We start from the raw sequence: 19,252 nt of genomic DNA, 5'->3' as shown, positions 1-19,252 counted from the left end.
TGCCTGTGATCAGTTGAATTGCGCTTCGCGCTTCTCGACGAAGGAGTCGCGCGCTTCCTGGGAGTCCAGCGAGCGGTAGGCCTCGAGGGTGAAGCCCTGCTCCCAGCGGTACTTGTCTTCGAGGTTGCCGTCCTCGATGCCGGTCAGCGCCTCCTTGGCCAGGGCGATCATCGCCGGGCTCTTGGCGGCGATCCTGCGGGCCACATCGAGAGCCGCGTCGCGCAGCTGTTCGCGCGGCACCACGCGCTCCACCGCGCCCAGGCGATAGGCTTCGAAGGCATCGATGGGCTCGCCGGTGAAGTACATGTGGCGCACCTTCTGCACCGGGAACAGACGCTGCAGGTGCGCGCCGCCGCCCATGGCGCCGCGGTCCACCTCGGGCACGCCGAAAGTCGCGCACTCGCTGGCGACGACGATGTCCGCCGCGCCGCACAGGCCGATACCGCCGCCCAGGACGAAGCCATGCACGGCGGCGATCACCGGCTTGGGATTGCGGTGCACGGCCTTGAAGCTGTCGTAGTTGCCCTTGTTCACCGCGACGATCAGGTTGCCGTCGGCGGCCAGTTCCTTGATGTCGACGCCGGCGCAGAAGCCCCGGCCCTCGGCGCGGATGACGATGACCCGTACCGCGTCGTCGCGGCCCAGGCGTTCCAGCTCGGCGGCGATGGCGGCCCAGCCGGCGCAGTCGAAGGCGTTCACCGGCGGCCGGTCGAACACCAGCTCGGCGATGTGCTCGTGGATCTCAACGCGAAACGGCGACATGGCGGTTCTCCTGTGACGGCTGCGGTTCTACCCGGCGGGCCAGCTCGGCGAGGCGGACTTCGGCCTGGGTGACGATGTTCTGGATGATCTCGGCGCACGGCAGGCGGCAACCGAGCAACGCGGCGACCTGCCCGGCCGGCAGCACGCCATCTTCGGGCTGGCCGTCGACCATGGCCTTCTGGATCACCATGGGCGCGTTGGCCGCCAGCAGCGCCTGGGAAAGCGTCAGCTCGCCACGGTTGCGCAGGGCCTGGAGCATCTGCGCCAGGCTGATGCCGGAGTGGCGGCGGTAGGCCAGCGCGCACTGCACGGCCAGGCCCAGGCGGCGCCAGGGGCCGGCCGCTTCCAGGGCGTCGAGCAGTTCGTTGCGGATCATCCGTTGCGGCAGGCCGTCCAGCGCGCGGCTGACGATCACCTGCGCCGGGTCCTTCACGCCCAGGTAGCGCGCCAGGGTGGCGTCCGGCACCGGGCTTTCGCGGCTCATCAGGAAGCGCGTGCCCATGGCCACGCCCTCGGCGCCCAGCGCCAGCGCGGCCACCAGGCCGGCGCCGTCATGGAAACCGCCTGCCGCAACGACCGGCACCGATACCGCTTCGCGCACCTGCGCCAGCAGCAGCGAGGTCGGCACCGCGCCGGTGTGGCCGCCGCCCTCGCCGCCCTGCACGGTGACGATGTCGGCGCCCATCTCCACGGCCTTCTGCGCGTGCTTCAGCGCACCGACGGTGGGCATGCAGATCACCCCGGCGTCCTTCAGGCGGGCGATCATCTGCTTGCCCGGCGAGCGGCTGTAGCTCACCGCTTTCACCCCGTGGCGCAGCACCAGCTCGACGATCTCGCCGGCGTTGGGCTGATACATATGGAAGTTCACGCCGAACGGCGCCGCCGTCAGCGCTCGGGTCTCCAGGATCGCCGCTTCCATCCGCTGCGGCTCGATGGTCGCCCCGGCGAGGAAGCCGAAGCCGCCGGCATTGCCGGTGGCCGCCACCAGGCGCGGGTCAGCCACCCAGCCCATGGCGGTCTGGATGATCGGGTAGCGGCAACCGAGCAGCTGGCTGACGCGGGTGCCCAGGTCCGCACTCATCGGCCGCCCTCCACCGGCTCGCGCTGCGAGCTCGCCATGGCGCGGGCGTCGTAGCCGCCCAGGCGGTCGCCGCTGACCAGCTCGTTGTGGGCGTGGGCGAAGTGGTGCAGGCCGAACACCATGTCCATGGTGGCGCGCTTGCCCATCAGGTCCTCGGCGTTGTTCACCGCCTGCTTGGCCAGCTGCAGCCCGAGCCGCGGCATCTCGGCGACGCGGCGGGCCATGTCCAGGGTCACGTCCAGCAGCACGTCGCGCGGCACCACCTTGTTGACCATGCCCAACTGCCAGGCGCGCTCGGCGCCCAGGCGTTCGCCGAGGAAGAGGAACTCCTTGGCGATGCGCGGATTGAGTTCATGCACGTGGGCGAAGTACTCGACGCCGGGAATGCCCATGCGCACCACCGGGTCGCGGAAGTAGGCATCGTCGCTGGCGACGATCAGGTCGCAGACCCACGCCAGCATCAGCCCGCCGGCGATGCAGGCGCCCTGCACCATGGCCACGGTCGGCTTGGGCATCTCGCGCCAGCGCCGGCACATGCCCAGGTAGACCTCCTGCTCGCGGGCATAGAGGAACTCGCCACCGGGCTTGTTCACGTGGTCGTACCACAGGCTGGCGCGCTCGAAGCTCTGGTTGACGTCGCGCCCCGGCGTGCCGATGTCGTGGCCGGCGGAGAAGTGCTTGCCCGCGCCGCGCAGGACGATGACCTTGACCGCATCGTCGTCGCAGGCCCGGCGAAAGGCCGCGTCCAGCGCGTAGGTCATTTTCGAGTTCTGCGCGTTGTGGAACTCGGGGCGGTTCATGCTGACCAGGGCCACCGGGCCCTGGACTTCGTAGAGGACCACCTCTTCGCTCATGACCGCACTCCTTCGGCGCTGCGCACGGCCGGCGGATTGTCCTTGAGCTGGCGGCTGCGCAGGTTGTGCGGGTCCAGGCGCTGGAGGATTTGCAGCTGCGCCGCCGTGGGCAGCGCGGTGGTCGGGATCTGCGCCGGCAGCGCCAGGTCGAAGCTGGTGTTGTCCAGCACCTGCGCCAGCTCCACGCCCGGATGCAGCGAGCGCACGCGCATCTGTCGCTGCGGGCCGGCGAAGTCGAGCACGCAGAGGTCGGTGACGATCAGGCGGATGTCGATGTCATCCAGCGACCAGCCACGCGCCAGGCGCGCCGGGTTGTAGCCGACCGAGGCAACCATGTCGACCTCGCCTTCGACGAACACCCGGCGGCTGTGCGCCGGCACGAAGAACGAGTTGGCGTGGCTGATGGAGTTGCCGGGGAAGCCGCGCACGCCGAGCATCTGTGCCTTGGGCCTGGCGTAGTCGCCGATGCAGGAGATGTTCGCCTGGCCGAAGCGGTCGATCTGCGTCGGCCCGACCAGCGCATGGCGGCGGCCGCCCCAGACGTTGTCGAAGATGCGCGAGAAGCCCATCCAGCTGTCGAACTTCGGCACGTAACCGTTGCGCGCGCCCAGCGGCACCGGCTCGGCGACCATGAAGGCCTCGGAGTCAGTCATCAGCAGGTCAGGGTTGCTGCTCAGCATGGCCAGGGAAGCGGCCAGGCGGGGGACCACGCCGATGCCGGTGGCGAGCACTTCGCCGTCGTCGCGCCAGCACTCGCTGGCGGCGCAGATCAGCAGCTCGGCGAGGCTGCAGGAAGCGGTAGCGTCAGTCATGATCAGAACACCGGTAGGGGCAGCTTGCGGAGTGCGTCGAGCCCGCCGACCTTGTCCAGGTAGGCGGCTTCGCCGTCGCGGATGAATTCGTCGTAGTAGCGCTGCCAGCCGCCCTCTTCCTGGGCCGAGGCGTTGTAGCGCTGGAAGTGCGCCACGTCGAAGCCGTACAGCGGTGCGCAGGAACTGGGGTGCGCGCCGCCGGGGACGTGCACTACGCCATCGGTCAGGTTGCGTTCCCAGAACACCTGGCGCGGCGCCTGCGGGTTGGCGTGGAAGTGCGCGGACTCCACCAGCTCGTCGCAACTGACGAAGGTCTGCCTGGCGGCACGCACGAACAGGTCGTCCATGTAGTGGTCCGGCCCTTCGATCTGGCAGACGCCACGGGCATCGGCGCGGTCGACGTGGACCAGCGCCGCGTCCAGCTCCAGCGCCGGCATGGCGACCCAGTCGCGGCCGTCAGCGTAGGGCGAGGCAACCAGCCTGATCTGCGGGTTGTGCTTGAGCACGTCGGTGCCCAGGCCCACGGCGGTGGGCAGGAACGGCACCTTCATCGCCGCTGCGCGCAGGCCCAGCAGCAGCATGCCTTCGTCGATTTCCATCACCTCCAGCTCGCCGGCCTGGCGGGCCTTGCGGAAGTAGGGTTCGAGCGGAATGAAATCCAGCGAGACGAAGGCGAATACCAGCTTCCTGACCTTGCCGGCAGCGCAGAGCATGCCGACGTCAGCGCCGCCGTAGGCGACGACGGTGAGGTCCTTGAGCCCGGAACGGAGGATTTCGCGGATCAGCGCCATGGGCTTGCGGCGCGGGCCCCAGCCGCCGATGCCGATGGTCATGCCGTCGCGCAGCCGGGCGACCGCCTCGGCGGCCGTCATGCATTTGTCCATGTTGCGCTCCTTACTGGCGGCCGACGCTGAAGTCGTGGCCCCAATGGCTGACCACGGTGCTTTCGAACGGCGTGTGCGCCGCCCAGTCCACTTCCAGCCCGCCATGGCCGTACTCGATGTCGAAGCCGCCGGGGCTCTGCATGTAGAACGACACCATCTGGTCGTTGGTGTGCTTGCCCAGGGTCGCCGAGAGCTTCACGCCGCTGGCGTGCATGCGATCCAGCGCGCGGCCGACGTCGTCGAGGGCGGCGGTTTCCAGCATCAGGTGCACGCAGCCGCTGGGGATCGGGCATTCGAAGATCGCCAGGGAGTGGTGGCGGGCGTTGTTGCAGTGGAGGAAGTGGATGCGCTTCTCCGGCTCCTGCGGGTCGGGGGTGAAGCGCACCTTCATCAGGTCGGAGAGGCCGAAGCCCAGCACCTGCTCGTAGAAGTCCCGGCAGCGCTCGAAGGCCGGCGCCGGCAGCACCACGTGGCCCATGCCCATGGCGCCGGTGACGAAGCCGCTGACGCCCGCCGGCGAGACGAACGGGCGGAAGTCCTGGCACGGCCCCCAGAACAGCTCATGGCGATTGCCGTCCGGATCGCGGAACAGCGCCAGTTCCTGGACCTTGCGCAGCGCGCAGTCGGCAGCGCTGCCACGGGCTACCTCGACATCCGCCTGGGCCAGCTCGGCGATGGCCTGCTCGAAGGCGGCCTTGCCGGCCACTTCCCAGCCGCTGGCGCCGTAGCCGTCGCGCTCGTCGCGCAGCACCAGCAGGCGGTAGTGGCGCTCGTCCATCTTCAGGTACAGCGCGCCCTCGGGAGCGGCGGTGTCCACCATCATGCCCAGCACGTCGCTGGCGTAGCTACGCCAGCGCTCCAGGTCGCTGGCCAGGACGGTCACGTAGCCCAGTCCGCGGATATCCATGGTGTTCTCCTCATCGTCATCGCCGATGCGTCGTGCGGATCGGCTGGTGATGAGGATTCAAACAGCGCGGGCGGTGGCCAACATCGTCCAATGGGACTAGCGCAAAAGGGCCGCGGGGAGCAGGTTTGAATGGAGCTCGGCGGGGTGTGCCACCTACTGGTGAATACGGTCAATGGTCAGCCGGAATTGACCATGAATCCATATACAGTCTAAATTTGGACCACTACGTTTCAGAATGCGCACGCAATCGAGGTACGCTCCATGCGAATCGAGACCATCAGTTTCCTGAAGAAACACGCCGCGGATCTGGACCTGTCGGAGCCCATGGTCGTCACCCAGAATGGCCTGCCCAAGTTGGTGGTGGAGTCCTACGAGGAGTCCGTCAGACGGGAGAAGGCGCTCGCGCTGGTCAAGCTGCTCGCCATCAGTTCGCGGCAGCACGCCGAGGGGAAATCCAACACCGTGGACGACCTGCGCAGCCGGCTGGCCAAGAGGCGCTCCAGCGAGCCGTAAGGGAATCCCATGAGTCAGCGCCGACCTGTCCTCACCACGCCGATCGCCGACAGCCTGATCATGGACCGGGAAGATTTCCTGGCTGCGAGGGCTGGGAAAGAAAAGGCCGCGCAGCACATCGATGCACTCCTGGATGAGCTGGTGCAAGCGCTATCGAACGCACCACTGGGCTATCCGATCTCCCGCGAAGTCGCCGAGCACACCGGCCTGACGGAGTTCCGCGAGTACGTTACGCAGGACGGCTATCGAGTGTTCTATCAGGTGTTGAACGACGCCGTGGTAGTCCACCTGGTGATCCATGAGCGGCAGGATGCGCGCAAGGTGCTGGTCGACTACTGCACCTACCTCGCACACGATCCGTTCCTGAACAATTAGCGTCCGTCTGATTCCAGGAAAGCCGCGTCCAAGTGGGGCTTGTGCATTCAGGAGCTCGCCGCCAACTCCCGCAACGCCGCCTTGGTCACCTTGCCGGCGGCATTGAGCGGCAGTGCATCGAGCAGCATGGCCCGGCGTGGCGCCTTGTAGTTGGCCATGCGCTCGCGGCACCAGGCGAGGAAGGCGTCCAGGTCGATCGCCTGGCCCGAAGCCGGCAACAGGAACGCCATGGCCACCTCCCCCAGGCGCTCGTCGGGGATGCCGATCACTGCGGCCTGGGCCACGCCGGGGTAGCCGAGGATGGTCTGCTCGACTTCCGCCGGATACACGTTGAAGCCGCCGTTGATGAACATGTCCTTGAGCCGGTCGGTGATGCGCAGGTAGCCATGCTCATCGAGCACGCCGACGTCGCCGGTGTGCAGCCAGCCGTCGCAGTCAATTGCCTCGGCGGTCGCTTCGGGATTGTTGAAGTAGCCGCGCATCAGGTTGTAGCCACGCACCACCACTTCCCCCGGCTCGCCCGGCGCCACGCTGCGCCCGTGGGGATCGATACAGCGCACCTCGACGTTGGGGAAGGCCCGGCCACTGGTGGTGGCAATGGTCTCGGCGGCGTCGCCAGGGCGGCAGATGGTGACGAAGCCGCAGGTCTCGGTGAGGCCGTAGGCGGTGACGATGGTCTCGAAGCCCAGCTCGCTGCGCATGCGCCGGACCATCTCCACCGGCACCGAAGCAGCCCCGGTGACCGCCACGCGCAAGGAAGACAGGTCGAACTCGCTGCGGCGCGGATGGGCCAGCAGTGATTGGTAGAGCGTCGGCGGGCCAGGCAGTACAGTCACCCGTTCGGCGGCCACGCGCTGCAGCAGCAGCGGCACATCGAACAGCGCTTGCGGCAGGATGCAGCACCCGCGCATCAGTGCCGCCAGCCAGCCGGCCTTGTAGCCGAAACTGTGGAAGAACGGATTGACGATCAGGTAGCGGTCGCCTTCACGCAGGCCGACCATTTCACTCCAGTCGCGCACCAGCTGCAGGTTCTGCCCGTGGGCGGTCATCACGCCCTTGGGCTTGCCGGTGGTGCCGGAAGTGAACAGCAAGTCGCACAGATCGTCGGCGTGAATCGCCGCCTGGCGCTGTTCCAGGGCGCTGTCGTCGATGTCATCGGCCAATGCGAGGAAGCTTGGCCAATCCAGCGCGCGCTCCCGGGAACCACGCAGGATCACGCGCTGGCGCAACGCCGGTAGCTCTTCGTCGTCCAGCAACGCCGGGAAGTCGATGCCGAGGAACTCGCTCATCACGAACAACAGGCTGGCGCCGCTTTCGCGCAGCACCAGGGCCGCCTCGGCGCCCTTCATCCGGGTATTGAGCGGCACCAGCACGGCGCCGACACTTTGCAGCGCCGTCGCCGCGACTATCCATTCCCAGACATTCGGCGCCCACAGCGCGACCCGTTCGCCATGGCCGACGCCCAGCGCCAGCAGCGCCCGCGCGGCGCGCCGACGTGCATCGTCGAGCTGGCGGTAGCTCAGGCGGACGTCGCCATCCTCGATGGCCGGCAGGCCAGCATAGGTGGACGCCGTGGCGGCAAGCAGTTGGGGAATGGTCAGGGCGGACGGCGGGCAGTTCATGGCGGGCAGCTCAAGGCGAACGGAAATCGAAAGTGGGCCGGCATCGCGCCGGCCCGCTGACAAGGCCGGTATCAGGCCTGGGGCGGCGCGAAGCGGCGGCCGGCGGAGAAACCACCGTCGACGGCAATCATCTGCCCGCTGACAAAGGACGCGTCGTCGGAAGCCAGGAACAGCGCCACCTTGGCTACCTCCTCCGGCTGCCCGGCGCGGCACAGCATGTGCTGCGAGGCGAAGAAGGCGTGGAAGGCTTCCTGCTCGCGGACCATCTGCGTCATCGGGGTTTCGATCAGCCCCGGGCAGAGGCCATTGACCCGCACGTTGGCGTGGCCGTAGTCAATGGCCATGGAGCGCGTCAGCTGGTTGATGCCGCCCTTGGCGACGTTATAGGCCGTGTTGCCGTCGCAGCCCTGCAGGCCGAAGATCGAGCCGATGTTGATGATCGAACCGCTGCGCTGCTCGACCATCTGCGCTACCGCGTGCTTGCTGGTGTACATGGTGCCGGTGAGGTTGATGTCCAGCACACGCTGCCACTCGCTGGTGGGCGACGCGGTGACGCTGCCCTGGCTGGCGACGCCCGCGGCGTTGACCAGTACGTCGAGGCGGCCGTGGCGCGAGACGACTTCACCCATCACCTGCTGCACGTTGTTCTCGTCGCGCACGTCCAGGGCCATGAACAGGCCGGGGAAGTCCGCCGGCGCCTGGCCCACGTCCAGGCCGACGACCTGGGCGCCCTCTTCGGCGAAACAACGGGCGCAGGCCAGCCCGATACCCGATGCCGCACCCGTGACCACGGCGATCTTGCCTTGCAGTCGATTCATTCGCACACCTCTGCTTGTTGTTGTCGGTTTGCTCTGCGCCGCAGACTAGCGAGCCGGCGGCGGCGGCAAATCGTCCATTGGGACTAGCCGCTGCGCAAGCCCCGTTTTTCGTAGGGGCGCAGCAGACCGCGCAGGCTGGAACAGGTCATCCGCCGGCACCCGCACGGCGAAGAACGCTGGCGCCCACACGAGATTCAGCAAGTGCCGCTTTTTGTAGGAGCGAGCTTGCTCGCGAATCCCGCACACACTGGGACAGGCGGCAGAGTGCGTTCGCGAGCCAGCTCGCTCCTGCAGGAAGAAAAAAAGCCCGGCAGAGCCGGGCGAAAAAGGGGGCAGGCACCGCCCCTCACTCGAGAGCAATCTTTCTATCCGGCCTCAATCCGGAAAGCACACGCGCACCTCGCGGCTGCCCGCACGCCCCTGACAAGCCAGGGTCCAGCCTTCGGCCAGCTCGGCGGCGCTGAGCACATCGTTGCGCGGCAGCAGCACCTCGCCCTGCTCCACCCGGCACATGCAGGCACCGCAGAAGCCCTCCTCGCAGGACGCCGGTGGCGCCAGCCCGGCACGGCGGCAGCTTTCCAGCAGGGTTTCGCCGGCGGCGCAGGCAATCTCATGTTCGGCGCCATCGAGGCTGACGGTCAGCCGCTCCACCTGCAGCCCCGCGGTGGCGCGCCGGGCCTGCTCGTCGGCGGCTTCCAGCTCGTCCGGATCGGGCGGCGAGACGAAGCGTTCGACGTGCACCCGCGCCGACGGCACGCCCGCCGCCAGCAGACCGTTCTCCACGGTATCCATGAACGGGCCGGGGCCGCAGATGAAACACTCGGCATCCTCCCAGCCACGCAGCAGATGGCGCACATCGCTGGCGGCGAGAAAGCCCTGCACGCTGTCCAGCACATGGATCACCTGCAGGCGCTCGCCATGCTCGCGCAGCAGGCTGCGCAACGCCTCGCGGAAGATCACCGAATCGGTATCACGGTTGGCGTACACCAGGCGGATGCGGCAATCGCGGCTGGCCAGTCCCTCGCGCAGGATGGAAAACACCGGCGTGATGCCCGAACCGCCACCGAACAGCAGCAGGTCACGCTGCTCCGCGCCCAGGTGGAAGTGCCCCGCAGGCGGCAGCACCTCCAGGCAATCGCCGGGGCGAATGTTGTCGTTCATCCAGTTCGAGACACGCCCGCCCTCGACGCGCTTGATCGTCACCCGCAGCGCCGCGTCGAGCCCCGGCGCGCTGGACATGGAGTAGCAGCGCAGCAGGCGCTTGCCCGCCACGCTGACGCGGAAGCCGAGGAACTGCCCGGCCTGGTAGGTGAAGCGCTCGGCCAGTGGTGCCGGCACGCGCAGCACCAGCGAGCGCGCATCGGCGGTTTCCTCGATGACCTCGGCCACCTCCAGCTGAAAGCTGCCGGCAACGCTCGATGCCTGGGGCGCCAGGGGCTGCGCGCTACCCATTTCAGATACCGCTGATCAGCTGGGCGTTGTCCACGCGGATCTCGGCGCCGTTGATGAAGCGCGACTCGTCCGAAGCGAGGAACAGCACCACATTGGCGATATCCTGCGGCGCGCACATGCGGTTCATCGGGTCGGCGTCCAGCGCCTCCTGCGGGATCGGCTGGCCGCCGGCCAGGGCCTGGGTCATCGGCGTGTTGACGCCGTCCGGGTGCACGCTGTTGCAGCGGATGCGGTAGCCCTGCTGCTTGCAGTGCAGGGCAATGGAACGGGTCATCGCCGCCACTGCGCCCTTGGACGCGGAGTAGGCGCAGAACGCCGGCATGCCGCCCAGCGCCGCCACCGAAGACATGTTGACGATGGAACCGCCGCCGCTCTCCTTCATGGCCGCGATGGCGTACTTGCAACCGAGGAAATAGCCCTCGCCGTTGATGGTCTGCACCTTGCGCCACAGCTCCAGGCTGGTGTCCTCGATGCTGCCCAGGGCGAGGATCGCGGCGTTGTTGACCAGCACGTCGAGGCGGCCGAAACGCTCCAGGGTGGTCTTCACCACAGTCTGCCAGTCGCTCTCGCTGGCGATGTCGTGGCGGATGAACAGCGCGTCGCCGCCGATCTGCTCGGCCAGCGCGTGGCCGGCCTCCTCGTTGAGGTCGGTGAGGACCACGCGGGCGCCCTCGCCGGCCAGCAGCAGCGCGTCCTCGCGGCCGATGCCGCTGGCGGCGCCGGTGACGATGCAGACCTTGCCTTGTACTCGATTCATGCTTGTTTTCCTTCAGGCGGTTTCGGGAGTGGCGGCCTGCACGCGCACCGCCATGTGGGCGGCGGCGCGACGGCCGGAATACACGCAGTCGGCGATGGACAGGCCGGATACGTAGAGGTTGGAAGCGACACCCACCGCGTTGCGGCCGGCGCTGTACAGCCCTGGAATCGCCGCGCCAGCATGGTCCAGCACGCGACCGCTGCGCTCGCACACGCGCAGCCCGCCGAGGGTGATGGCTGGACAGGGGAAGAGCTTGCTGTCGAAGGACAGGTCCAGGGCGTACCAGGGGCCATCGTCCAGATCGGCGAGCATCGCCGCAGACTTGCCGAAGGCGTCGGTGTGTTCACCCCGCGCGGCGCGGCTGTACTCCTCCAGCGTGTGCTGCAGGTTCTGCGCCGGCACGCCGATGGCGCGGGCCAGCGCTGCGGGCGTGTCGCCCCGGCGGCGGTTGAACAGCAGGTTGAGCAGCACCGGCAGGCGCTGGAACGACCAGACCTTGCCCGGCCCGACCTCGCGCAGCGACTCCCTGAGCAGCGCCCGGTCGAGGATCAGGATGGCGCGGCCGCCCTGCTCCTCCACCATTGCGTGGCCGAGGGTGGCGCCGTAGACCTCTTCGTTGCAGTAGCGCTCGCCCTGAGCGTTGACGATCACGCCACGGGCCCAGGCCAGCGGCGGATTGATGAAGCGCCAGGCACTGACCTTGTCCAGGCGTTGCGTCGCAGCACCGGCGCCGAGCCCCAGGCGGATGCCGCTGCCATCGCAGCCCGGCGTCCCCAGCGGCAGGCCGGCCAGGTACCGCGGCGCATGCTCGGCGAGCATCTCGCGGTTGAAAATGAAACCGCCGGCACTGAGCAGCACGCCCTTGTGCGCGCGGATCAGCAGCGGCCGCGCATGACGCTCCTCGATGCGCCGCAGGGCAGCGATCAAGCGCTCGGCCAGCGGCGGCGCATTGGGGTGCAGGCCGGTTGCCAGGCGGCTCAGCCAGGCATGCCGGCGCGCGGCGAAGCTGCCCGGCGGCAGGCGCCAGGCCTCGACGCCGACCACCGCGCCGCTGGCATCCTGCACCAGCCGACGTACTTCGCACTGGCGGTAGAGCTGCACGCCTTTCTCCCGCGCCGCAGCACGCAAGGCCGCGAACAGCGCCGCGCCCGACATGCCGCGGCCCTTGCTGCGGTGCCCGCGCGGCGCCGGTTGCGCCAGGCTGGCGTAGGCCGGCACGGCTTCATTGCCCGAGTAATAGAGGTAGAAACGGTCGCTGGGATAGGACGTCTTCTGCGGCGGCAGGCTGGCTTCGAAGCGCGCGCCCTGGCGCTCCAGCCAGGCGAGCTGGTCGACGCTGCGCTCGCAGAAATCGCGCAAGGTGTCGCCCTGCACGGCGTCACCGACTTCACCCTGCAGGTAGCGGAACATCGCCTCGGCGTCGTCGCTGTAACCGGCCTCGCGCTGGTACGGCGTGCCGCCACCGGCATAGACCACCCCGCCACTGCGCGCGGTAGCGCCACCGCCGGCGAAGCGGTCCAGGGCCAGCACTTCAAGGCCGCGTTCGCGGGCCTCCAGGGCGGCACAGGCGCCGGCGCCGCCGAAGCCGACCACCAGCAGGTCGGTCTCGGCGTGCCAGGCCAGGCGCTCGCCTGCTTCCAGGCGCAGCGGGGCGATCGGCAGTGTGCCGGCCATGGCGATCAGCCCGCCGCCGCCACGCTCGGCGCCTGCACGGCGACGGCGGTGGTGTAGGTGCCGTTCACGTAGATCAGCGGGGTGATGCGCGGGGTGTTGCGAATCTCGCGGATACGCCCGATGAACACCGTGTGGGTGCCGTAGGTGAAGCGCCCGTCCTGCTCGCAAACCACGCTGGACTGCGCGTCCGCCAGGTACGGCACGCCACACTCGGAGGTGCGCCAGTCGCCGCTGGCGAAGCGCCCCTCGCCTTTCACCGGGCCACTGCACAGGTGCGACAGGTGCTCCTGCTCCTGGCCGAGGATGTTCACGCAGAAGTCCGCGCCGGCCTCCAGTACGCGGTGCAGCGAGGCGGTCTGGTTCACGCAGATCAGCAGCGACGGCGGCTCGGTGGACAGCGAATCCACCGCCGTGGCCGACATGGCGTAGCGCTCGCGGCCATCGCTGGTGGTGATGATGGTCACCGACTTGGCGAGCCGGCGCATGGCCTGGAGCATGTCGGCTTTCAGAGTGTCCTGGTTCATCGCACGGGGCCTCGCTGGGTCTTGTTGGACTGAGGTGTTGGGCTGAGGTGTTGTGCGATGGATTCTGTGGTGGTGCCCGCTGCGCAACATCGTCCGAGGGGACTAGTCGGTGCCGCGCCCGAGCAGCGCGCCGATATGGTCCGTTTGTGGGATGTGGGCGAATTCCCGCGTTGTTCAAATGCCCGCGAAGGCCCCTGCGATCCGACGCGGGAGACCGAGCACCGCCCCACCGGGCGACCACAGGAGAACAACAAGATGCTCGACCACGACCTGATCCGTCAGCGCCTGCGCCAGCGCGCCCGCGAGCTGGTGCCGGTGCTGCGCGAACGCGCCGCCGACGCCGCCCGTGAAGGACAACTGCCGGAGGCAACCCTTCGCGACTTCCATGAAGCCGGGTTCTTCCGCATCCTCCAGCCGGCGCGCTGGGAAGGCTACGAGCTGGAGCCGAAAGACTTCTTCGACGTGCAGATGACCCTCGCCGAAGGCTGCATGTCGTCGGCCTGGGTGCTGGGCGTGGTGGCCATCCACAACTGGCAGCTGGCGCTGTTCGACGACCGCGCCGCGCAGGATGTGTGGGGCAAGGATTCCAGCGTACTGATCTCCTCGTCCTACATGCCGGTGGGCAAGGTCACGCCGGTGGAGGGCGGCTTCCGCCTCTCCGGACGCTGGGGTTTCTCCAGCGGCAGCAAGCATTGCCAGTGGGCCTTCCTCGGTGCGCTGGTGCCGCCGAGCGAGCCGGGCGGCGCGCCGGACTACCGTACCTTCCTGGTGCCGCGCAGTGACTACCAGGTGCTCGACAACTGGAACGTGATGGGCCTGGAGGCGACCGGCTCCCACGATGTGCTGGTGGAAGACGCCTTCGTCCCCGAGTACCGCACGCACCGCGCCCTCGACGGCTTCATGCAGAACAGCCCGGGCAACGCAGTGAACAGTGCGCCGCTGTTCCGTCTGCCATTCGGGCAGATCTTCGTCCGCGCAGTGTCCTCGGCGGCCATCGGCGCGCTGCAGGGCGCGGTGAACCTGTTCATCGAGCACAACCGCGCCCGCGTGGGCGTCAACGACGGCCGCAGGATGGGCCAGGACGCCGGCGCACAGCAGGCGCTGGCCGATGCCATGGTGGTCGCCGACGAGTGCCGCACCGTGCTGCTGCGCAACTTCGAGGTGATGATGCAGCGCGCCCGCGACGGCGAGCCGCTGAGCATGCCCGAGCGGGTGAAGATGCGTTACGACTCCGCCCTGGTCGCGGACAAGTGCGCCCGCGCGGCGAGCACGCTGATGTTCAACAGCGGCGCCGCCACCATCTTCCGCGAGCACCCGATCAACCGCGCCTTCCGCGACATCCACACCGGCCGCGCCCACGTCGCCAACAGCCCGGCCAAGTACGCCTGGAACCTCGGCGGCGTGAGCATGGGCCAGGACTCCACGGACTTCTTCCTCTGAGCCCGGCCCGGGAGCACCCGTAGGATGGGTGGAGCCTGCGATACCCATGCAGCGGCTGTCGACAGACAGCATGGGTATCGCTCCGCTCCACCCATCCTACGTCCCGACTCCCCTGCCCCCCGGCACTTCGGCGTAGTCCGTTCGGGCGATTCCGCGGCGCCGGCGAACATCGAACATGGCCACGAGGCAGAGCCCGTCGGCCCGCCAAACCTGACAAGGGACGCATCCCATGAAATTCTCTCTGATCTACGAAGCGCAGACGCTGGACAGCACCCGCGAAGGCGACCGCCGCATCTTCGAGGAAACCGTCGAGCAGGCCGTGCTGGCCGACCAGCTCGGCTTCGACACCTTCTGGTGCGTTGAGCACACCGCGCTGACCAACTACTCGCACATGTCCGCGCCGGAAACCATGCTCGCCTTCGTCGCCGGCAAGACCCAGCGCATCGGCATCGGCCACGGCGTGGTCTGCCTGCCGCCGGCGATGAACCACCCGGTGAAGGTCGCCGAGCGCATCGCCACCCTCGACCTGCTGTCCGGCGGCCGCGTGCACTTCGGCGTCGGCAAGGGCGGCACCCAGCAGGAAGCCGGCACCTTCGGCTACGACCTGGCGACCCTGCAGCCGCAGATCGACGAAGCCATGTACCTGATCCCGAAGATGTTCGTGCAGGACGAGATCGAGCACGACGGCGTGTACGTGAAGATTCCCCGGCGGCCGATCCATCCCAAGCCCTACCAGGACCCGCACCCGCCGATGTACCTGGCCTGCACCAACACCGAATCGCTGAAGAACGCCGGCGGCCGCGGCATGGGCGCGCTGGTGCTGGGCTTCGGCGGCCCGGAAGAGATCGCCAAGAAGGTCGCGGTGTACCACGAGGCCTGGGACAACCGTGACGAGGCCAACCAGGTCGGCTTCCGCCCGAACCGCCACATCGCCGCGCTGTGCCCGGCCATTGTCCTCGACGACAACGAGAAGGCCCGCGCCATCGGCGTCCGTGGCCAGCGTTACTTCATGGAATCGCTCGCCTACTGGTACGCCGGCGGCGAGCGCCCGGACCCGGCCAAGTGGCAGGACGATACCTTCGTCGACGGCAACGGCCAGGCGGTGATCCGCTCGCGCTTCGCCTCCGAGGAAGTGACCGTGGACTTCTCCGATCCGACCATGGCGATGATGAACCCCAACCACGCCTACGGCACGGTGAACGACTGCATCGGCTACGTGCAGCGCCTGATCGACGCTGGCGCCGACGAGATCCTGTTCATCTGCCAGATGGGCACCGTGCCGCAGTGGGCACAGATCGAGACGCTGAAGAACATCGGCGAGAAGGTCATCCCCTACTTCCGCGACAAGCTGCAGATCGCCTGAGGCTGGAGCGGAACCACCAGGACGGGCCCTTCGGGGCCCGTTTTGTTTTGCTGCGCAGAACTTGCCTGGCCGATCATCGTCGAAACCGGCAGCTGGCAAACGGCGTGCAACACCGGGCGTAGTAAGCCCTACGGATTGGCATCGAGCAGGCTCTGTTCGCGAGCAAGCTCGCTCCTACAAAGAGCTGCGCGGATGCAAATGGTCACTGTAGGAGCGAGCTTGCTCGCGAACCGCTCTACCGAAAAGCATGCCGCCCGCGAACGCAAACGCCCCACGCCGAATCCCGGCGTGGGGCGCAACAGGCGCATCGAGCGGGTTCTGTTCGCGAGCAAGCTCGCTCCTGCAAAGAGCTGCGCGGATGCAGGTGGCCACTGTAGGAGCGAGCTTGCTCGCGAACCGCTCTACCGAAAAGCATGCCGCCCACGAACGCAAATGTCCCACGCCGGGTCACGGCGTGGGGCGCACAACAGGCGCATCGAGCAGGCCCTGTTCGCGAGCAAGCTCGCTCCTACAAAGAGCTGCGCCTGATGCAAATGGTCACTGTAGGAGCGAGCTTGCTCGCGAACCGCTCTACCGAAAAGCATGCCGCCCACGAACGCAAATGCCCCACGCCGGGTCACGGCGTGGGGCGCACAACAGCTGCGGCATTTCTACCGCCGCGCAACCACTCGGTTCAGATCACCCGCGCCGGATGCTGCACCCGTGGCGCGCCCAGTTGCTCGCGCCAGGACGGTGGCTGGCGGCCGTCGGCTTCCTGGATGCCATAGCGCAACGCCAGTTCGGCGCTGACCAGGGTCTGCCCGGAGAGCTGCGCGAGTTCCGGGTCGGCGAGCAGCGCCTGGATGATCCGCCCATTGAACTGCGGCGTTTCGGCCATGGCGAGGAAGGCCTCGTACTGCTCGGCGCGGGCCTGGCCGGCGATGGCGGTGCGCTCGGTCAGTTGCGGGCCGAGCCAGAGGGACAGCGCCGCCACGCCGGTGCCTTCGAAGTCGATGGCCATGTCTGCCGCGAGCTTGTCCACGCCGGCCTTCTGCGCACCATAGGCCGGGCCGTGCATGTAGCAGCCGGCGCCGAAGGATGAGGTGAACGCCACCAGGGCCTTCGGTGCGCGCAGCAGCAGGGGTGCGGCGTGGTAGCTGGCGACGTAGGCCGAACGCAGGCCGATGTCGAGGATGTCCACCAGCTCCAGCGGCTTCTCCCAGAATGGGCCGGGATCGATCAGTTGTTCGTGGATGAAGGCGACGTTGTTCACCAGCAGGTCGAGGCGGCCGTGCTCGGCGTCGATGCGCTGGAACAACCCGCGCACCTGCTCGTCATCGGCGTGGTCACACTGCACGGCGATGCCCTTGCCGCCGGCGGCGTCGATGGCCGCCGCCGTCTCGTGGATGCTGCCGTGCATCACCTGGCCGCGCAGGCGTGCGTTGCCCGACTCGACCGAGCGCCCGGTGACGTAGACGGTCATGCCGGCAGCGCCCAGAGCCTCGGCGATGCCCTTGCCGACACCACGGCTGGCGCCGGTGACGAGGGCGATGGGGGAAGTGGACTCAGGCATGGCGCGATACCTCCGGTTGGGCGCGGGCCTGCCCGGCCTGCTGCTGGATGTGTTCGGCGGCGAGGAAGCCGAAGGTCATCGCCGGGCCGATGGTGGAGCCGGCGCCGGGATAGGTGGCGCCCATCATCGAGGCGGCGGAGTTGCCGATGGCGTAGAGGCCGTCGATGGCGCTGCCGTCCTCGCGCAGTACGCGGGCATGCACGTCGGTGAGCAGGCCGCCCTTGGTGCCGATGTCGCCGGCGTCGATCTTCACCGCGTAGAACGGCGCCTTCAGCAATGGCGCCAGGCACGGGTTGGGCTGCACGTGCGGGTCGCCGTAGTAACGGTCGAACAGGGATTCACCCTTGTGGAAGTCCGGGTCCTGGCCGAGCACGGCGTAGCGGTTGAAACGCTCCAGTGTGCGCGCAAGCCCGGCGGCATCGACGCCGATCTCGCCGGCCAGCGCCTGGATGCTGTCGGCCTTGTGGTAGTAGCCCAGCAGATGCTTCGGCACCCGGCTGTCCGGCTGCGCGTAGCCCGGTAACAGCGCGCCGCAGGGGTATTTGCGGCGGAATTCGGCGTCGAAGATCATCCAGCACGGCACGCTGCGCGCCTGCTTGCTGTCGTGGGCATACATGGCGTAGACGATGTCGGTGTAGGGCGCGCCTTCGTTGACGAAGCGCTGCCCGGCCGAGTCCACCATCACGCAGCCGGGCAGGTTGCGTTCGACGAACAGCACGCGGGCCTTTTCCTCACCGGCGACCTGTGAGCTGGGCGCCCACCAGCTGTGCTCCATCAGTGCGGTGGCCGCGCCGAGCTGCTGGCCGGCGCGGATGCCGTCGCCGGTGTTGTACGGCGGCGTGGCAGTCCACTGGGTATTCGACGGCTGCGGATGGTACTGGCTGCGCATCGCCTGGTTGCGTTCGAAGCCGCCGGCGGCGATGACCACGCCGCGTCTCGCATGAAGCCGAAGAACCCGACCTTCGCGCTGCAGCACCGCGCCGATGACCCGGCCGTCTTCCTCGATCAGTTCCTGCAGCGAGGTGTTCAGCCATAGCGGCACCTGGCGATCCAGCAGCGAACGGCGCAGCGCGGCAATCAGCGCGTTGCCCAGGGTCAGGAAGCGATCACGCGGCGAGCTCAGACGCGCGGGCAGGTCGCGCCAGTAGCGCCAGAGGATGCGCATGGTCAGGCCAACCCAGCCGGGGCCACGGCAGAGCAGCACGCGGGCTTCCTTCATGGTCATGGCGACGCGCCCCATCATCAGGGTGCCGGGGGACGGCTCGCGCATCCGCGCGAATTCCTCGCCCAGTTCGCGGGCATCGAAGGGCAGCGGGTCCATGGAGCGGTAGCCGGGCTTGCCGCCGGGCACTTCCGGGTAGTAGTCGGCGTACTCCGCCTGGGCCTCGAAGCGCACCCGGCTGTTGCCTTCGAGGTATTCGACCATGCGCCGGCCGTGCTCGACATAGGCTTCGACACGGCCGTCATCCACCAGGTCGTGGCTGACGGTGCGGATGTAGCGGATGGCTTCCTGCGCCGAATCCTGCCCGCCCAGGGCGGCGATCCGGTGGTTGCAGGGAATCCAGATACCACCGCCGGATACCGCCGTGGTACCGCCGTAGCGGTCGCTCTTCTCCACCAGCAGAACGTCCAGCCCGAGGTCGCGGGCGCGCAGTGCGGCGGTCATGCCGCCCGCGCCGCTGCCCACCACCAGGACGTCGCATTCCATGTCCCACTCGCGGCTTCGCTGGCCGCTCGCCCTTGCGTTCATGCGCTTGTTCTCCGGGATCTGGCGTGGCGGAAAACCACGCTCGCCCGGCGATTGTTCGCGCCCCCGCCAAGCCCCGGCATCGTCCGATGGGACTAGCGCCAGAGCGGCCCGG

General features: G+C 68.3%; 18 protein-coding genes. 4 read left to right on the top strand and 14 right to left on the bottom strand.

The features are described 5' to 3' along the window. Positions 1–9: 9 nt before the first annotated feature. Genes L6D89_RS29125 through L6D89_RS29100 form a run of 6 tightly spaced genes read right to left on the bottom strand, consistent with a single transcriptional unit; the run spans position 10 to position 5,300 of the window. Entirely contained in the window at positions 10–762 is a 753-nt protein-coding gene (locus L6D89_RS29125) for an enoyl-CoA hydratase family protein (RefSeq protein ID WP_236201948.1), read from the bottom strand. Continuing rightward, a complete protein-coding gene (locus L6D89_RS29120) occupies positions 743–1,843 on the bottom strand; it encodes an NAD(P)H-dependent flavin oxidoreductase (RefSeq protein WP_236201947.1) in 1,101 nt (366 codons plus the stop codon). Before L6D89_RS29120 ends, L6D89_RS29125 begins: the two co-directional genes overlap by 20 nt. Beyond that, positions 1,840–2,697 (bottom strand): enoyl-CoA hydratase, encoded by an 858-nt coding sequence (locus tag L6D89_RS29115; protein ID WP_236175095.1) that lies wholly within the window; start codon positions 2,695–2,697, stop codon positions 1,840–1,842. Before L6D89_RS29115 ends, L6D89_RS29120 begins: the two co-directional genes overlap by 4 nt. Then, positions 2,694–3,509: a CoA-transferase subunit beta gene (locus L6D89_RS29110; RefSeq protein ID WP_236175094.1), complete on the bottom strand. Its 816-nt coding sequence runs from the start codon at positions 3,507–3,509 to the stop codon at positions 2,694–2,696. Before L6D89_RS29110 ends, L6D89_RS29115 begins: the two co-directional genes overlap by 4 nt. Before the next feature lie 2 nt (positions 3,510–3,511). Continuing rightward, positions 3,512–4,393, bottom strand: coding sequence for a CoA transferase subunit A (locus L6D89_RS29105; protein WP_236175093.1), 882 nt, complete (start codon positions 4,391–4,393; stop codon positions 3,512–3,514). Positions 4,394–4,403: 10 nt separating this feature from the next. Beyond that, positions 4,404–5,300, bottom strand: coding sequence for a VOC family protein (locus L6D89_RS29100; RefSeq protein WP_236201946.1), 897 nt, complete (start codon positions 5,298–5,300; stop codon positions 4,404–4,406). 261 nt (positions 5,301–5,561) lie between these two features. On the opposite strand from L6D89_RS29100, the gene L6D89_RS29095 reads away from it, so the two are divergent. After that, the gene (locus tag L6D89_RS29095) at positions 5,562–5,813 is read left to right on the top strand and encodes a type II toxin-antitoxin system Phd/YefM family antitoxin (protein WP_236201945.1); all 252 of its coding nucleotides are present in this window, start codon (positions 5,562–5,564) and stop codon (positions 5,811–5,813) included. A 9-nt stretch (positions 5,814–5,822) separates the two neighbouring features. After that, positions 5,823–6,188, top strand: coding sequence for a type II toxin-antitoxin system RelE/ParE family toxin (locus L6D89_RS29090; RefSeq protein WP_205335200.1), 366 nt, complete (start codon positions 5,823–5,825; stop codon positions 6,186–6,188). A gap of 47 nt (positions 6,189–6,235) precedes the next feature. On the opposite strand, the gene L6D89_RS29085 is transcribed toward L6D89_RS29090, so the two are convergent. The 6 genes from L6D89_RS29085 to L6D89_RS29060 form a co-directional block, all read right to left on the bottom strand. Next, positions 6,236–7,810, bottom strand: a complete 1,575-nt coding sequence (locus L6D89_RS29085; protein WP_236201944.1) for a FadD3 family acyl-CoA ligase — start codon at positions 7,808–7,810, stop codon at positions 6,236–6,238. A 71-nt stretch (positions 7,811–7,881) separates the two neighbouring features. Beyond that, positions 7,882–8,628 carry an SDR family NAD(P)-dependent oxidoreductase gene (locus L6D89_RS29080; RefSeq protein ID WP_236175089.1) on the bottom strand — a complete coding sequence of 249 codons (747 nt, stop codon included), beginning with the start codon at positions 8,626–8,628 and terminating at the stop codon, positions 7,882–7,884. A gap of 375 nt (positions 8,629–9,003) precedes the next feature. After that, positions 9,004–10,080, bottom strand: coding sequence for a ferredoxin--NADP reductase (locus L6D89_RS29075; RefSeq protein WP_236201943.1), 1,077 nt, complete (start codon positions 10,078–10,080; stop codon positions 9,004–9,006). 1 nt (position 10,081) lies between these two features. Further along, positions 10,082–10,837, bottom strand: a complete 756-nt coding sequence (locus L6D89_RS29070; protein WP_236201942.1) for a glucose 1-dehydrogenase — start codon at positions 10,835–10,837, stop codon at positions 10,082–10,084. Between the two features lie 12 nt (positions 10,838–10,849). Beyond that, the gene (locus L6D89_RS29065; protein ID WP_236201941.1) at positions 10,850–12,511 is read right to left on the bottom strand and encodes an FAD-binding protein; all 1,662 of its coding nucleotides are present in this window, start codon (positions 12,509–12,511) and stop codon (positions 10,850–10,852) included. 5 nt (positions 12,512–12,516) lie between these two features. After that, positions 12,517–13,035 (bottom strand): flavin reductase family protein, encoded by a 519-nt coding sequence (locus L6D89_RS29060; protein ID WP_236201940.1) that lies wholly within the window; start codon positions 13,033–13,035, stop codon positions 12,517–12,519. Between the two features lie 255 nt (positions 13,036–13,290). Between L6D89_RS29060 and L6D89_RS29055 the strand changes: the two genes are divergently transcribed. Together L6D89_RS29055 and L6D89_RS29050 are read left to right on the top strand one after the other, a co-directional pair. After that, positions 13,291–14,475, top strand: a complete 1,185-nt coding sequence (locus L6D89_RS29055) for an acyl-CoA dehydrogenase family protein (RefSeq protein WP_236201939.1) — start codon at positions 13,291–13,293, stop codon at positions 14,473–14,475. A 229-nt stretch (positions 14,476–14,704) separates the two neighbouring features. Next, positions 14,705–15,838 (top strand): LLM class flavin-dependent oxidoreductase, encoded by a 1,134-nt coding sequence (locus L6D89_RS29050; RefSeq protein WP_054907172.1) that lies wholly within the window; start codon positions 14,705–14,707, stop codon positions 15,836–15,838. Between the two features lie 673 nt (positions 15,839–16,511). Here the strand turns inward: L6D89_RS29050 and L6D89_RS29045 are convergent. After that, on the bottom strand, positions 16,512–17,390 hold the full coding sequence (locus L6D89_RS29045; protein WP_236201938.1) for an SDR family NAD(P)-dependent oxidoreductase: 879 nt from the start codon (positions 17,388–17,390) through the stop codon (positions 16,512–16,514). Beyond that, entirely contained in the window at positions 17,383–19,098 is a 1,716-nt protein-coding gene (locus tag L6D89_RS29040; RefSeq protein ID WP_236201937.1) for an FAD-dependent oxidoreductase, read from the bottom strand. Before L6D89_RS29040 ends, L6D89_RS29045 begins: the two co-directional genes overlap by 8 nt. Positions 19,099–19,252: the final 154 nt, after the last annotated feature.

The sequence above is a fragment of the Pseudomonas pseudonitroreducens genome (assembly GCF_021603645.1).
Classification (GTDB): Bacteria; Pseudomonadota; Gammaproteobacteria; order Pseudomonadales; family Pseudomonadaceae; genus Pseudomonas; species Pseudomonas pseudonitroreducens.
The sequence above is the reverse complement of the archived record's forward strand: the minus strand, read 5'-3'. Positions and strand labels throughout refer to the sequence as shown.